This is a genomic window from Streptomyces sp. NPDC002958, from assembly GCF_055563255.1.
Genome location: NZ_JBVHDS010000071.1, coordinates 1 through 2529, shown reverse-complemented (window position 1 = coordinate 2529; position 2529 = coordinate 1). Strand labels below are relative to the sequence as shown.

1 protein-coding gene is annotated in these 2529 nt (G+C 62.8%); it reads left to right on the top strand.

Annotated features, from left to right (window positions below):
* The first annotated feature begins 619 nt into the window (after positions 1–619).
* The gene (ltrA, locus tag ACZ3IC_RS34080) at positions 620–2455 is read left to right on the top strand and encodes a group II intron reverse transcriptase/maturase (protein ID WP_467422587.1); all 1836 of its coding nucleotides are present in this window, start codon (positions 620–622) and stop codon (positions 2453–2455) included.
* The last annotated feature ends 74 nt before the right edge of the window (positions 2456–2529 follow it).

Here is a 2529-nt window from a genome sequence, read left to right as displayed (position 1 = left end):
ATCCGCGAGAACCAAGCGGGTGCGACACGAGGTCGCACCATACGAGTAGGGGCGCGCCGATGCGCAGGAAAGGAGGACGCCCCTCGGGCCAGTGTCCAGGCCCGTCCCCACGCCCACATGCGTCGCCGGTAACGGCGGGGTGTGAAGCTGGGCGCTCAAGCTCAAGAGCCCCACGGCCATCGCGGGGCAACAAGCAAGGGGAAGACTGGGCGGGTGAACGAAAGTGAACCTCCATATGCCTCGTGACTCTCAGGCTGCACCGATGGCAATGCAAACGGCAGCCATAAGGCCAGGTGCTGAGACGCACCACAAGACCCCCGGGGATCGCTTGTCGGGGGCCGGACACCTTTGGCCTCGGGGTAAAGGGGGCACCCACCCCAGTCGCATCTCGTAGGTGCGGAACGTGGAAACCCCGTCGGGGTCCGAGCGAAAGCCCGGTAAGCCAACCGCAAGGAAGGCCCAACTCCCCAGCGGGAACAGGAAGACCCAATAAGCAAAGGCCGGTAGCCCGAAAGGGCAGGGGAAAGGCGGAGACTGTGCGCAACACCACCCGCCATAACCCGCCGGATACAGGCACATGCCTGACCCGAAAGGGTGCCCACGTGGGTCTGGTGAGCCATTGAAGACCGAAGCGAAGAAACCTGCACCGGAGGACAAGTTGGACGCCACGAAGACGGCGGTCCTCGCCGCTGACGAAGTGGTGAACGGACCGAAGGGCGTGAACTCTGCCTACTGGCACGGCATCGACTGGGCCAAGGAGGAAGAGAGCGTACGGAGACTGAGACAGAGGATCTTCAAGGCGACACGGGAAGGGGACCTCAAAAGGGTCCGAAATCTGCAAAAGCTCATGCTGAGGAGCCGAAGCAACGCACGCGTCAGTGTGAAGCGGGTATCTCAGACGAGCAAGGGCCGCAAGACGGCGGGGGTCGATGGGGAAGTCGCCCTGACACCCCGGGATCGGGCAAGGCTGACGGCAGAAGTTGAGCTGACGCAGGCCCGTAACCCCAAGCCGGTCAAGCGGGTGTATATCCCGAAGAGCAACGGAAAGCAGAGGCCGCTAGGGATTCCGACCATTCGTGACCGGATCATGCAGGCCCGGGTAAAGAATGCGTTGGAACCCGAGTGGGAAGCCCGCTTCGAACGGAGGTCGTACGGCTTCCGTCCGGGTCGGGGCTGCCACGACGCGATCGAGGCTATCTACACGGTAACGGCGAAGAAGTCGTCGCGACGCCAGTGGGTACTCGACGCGGACCTGACAGCGGCATTCGACCGGATCGACCACGGCGAGTTGATGAAAGCCATCGGACAGTTCCCTGCCAGGGAGATGGTCCGAGGGTGGCTCAAGGCCGGGGTAATGGAGAAGGGAAGATTTGCCCCCACCGAGGAAGGGACCCCGCAGGGCGGGGTGATCAGCCCGGTACTGCTGAACATTGCACTGGAAGGAATGGAGACGGCTGCGGGGTGCAAGTACCGGAGCATGGGGAAGAAAGACCCCATCGCCGCCGACGGCACCCCGGTCCTGATCCGATACGCGGACGACTTCGTAGTGCTGTGTCACACGAAGGAGGAAGCGGAAGAGATCAAGGGCAAGCTGGCAGAGTGGCTCAAGCCGAGGGGACTAGGCATCAACGAGGAGAAGACCCAGATCGTCCACATGGGCGAGGGGTTCGACTTCCTCGGCTTCAATCTCCGTAAGTACGGCGGAAAGCTGCTTGTCAAACCCAGCAAGTCGGCCGTGGGGAGAATCCGGCAGAGGCTCCGGGACGAGATGAAGGACCTGCAAGGGTCCAACGTCGGGACCGTGATCAAAAGGCTGGCCCCGATCATTCGGGGATGGTCGGCCTACTACCGGACCGCAGTATCCAGCCGCACCTTCGCGGATCTGGATCACTACGTGTGGCAGCTCACCTACAAATGGGCCAAGCGCTCCCACCCGAAGAAGTCGAAGAAGTGGGTATGCAAGCGCTACTTCGGCCGATTCAACAAGGCCAGACAGGACTACTGGGTGATGGGAGACCGGGCGACCGGTATGTACCTCACCAAGTTTGCCTGGACGGCCATCATCCGACACACCCAGGTCAAGGGCACGGCATCCCCGGATGACGCGTCACTGACAAACTACTGGACCACCCGCCGACGGAAACGAACGCCACCGCCCATGGACAAGCTGAGCCTGTCCCTGGCGCACAGGCAGAAGGGGCTATGCCCCCTATGTCAACAGGCGCTCATCGCCGGGGCCGAATACGAGCCGGACAGTCCACGAGAGTGGATCGACTGGTTCGCGGCCTGCGCGAAAATGCTGCACAAGCACCACTTCGTGTACAGGCGGGACGGAGGATCGGATGACGGGAGGAACCTCCGCCTCATCCACGCAGAGTGCCACCGGCAGCTACACGCCAAGGACGGCACCCTGCCCCGACACGCAAAACCCGTGAAGCCCCAGAGGCTTGCTTGAGCCGGATGCGGTGAAAGTCGCACGTCCGGTTCTGAGGGGGCCGGGGCGCAGCAATGCGCTCCGGCTACCCGACT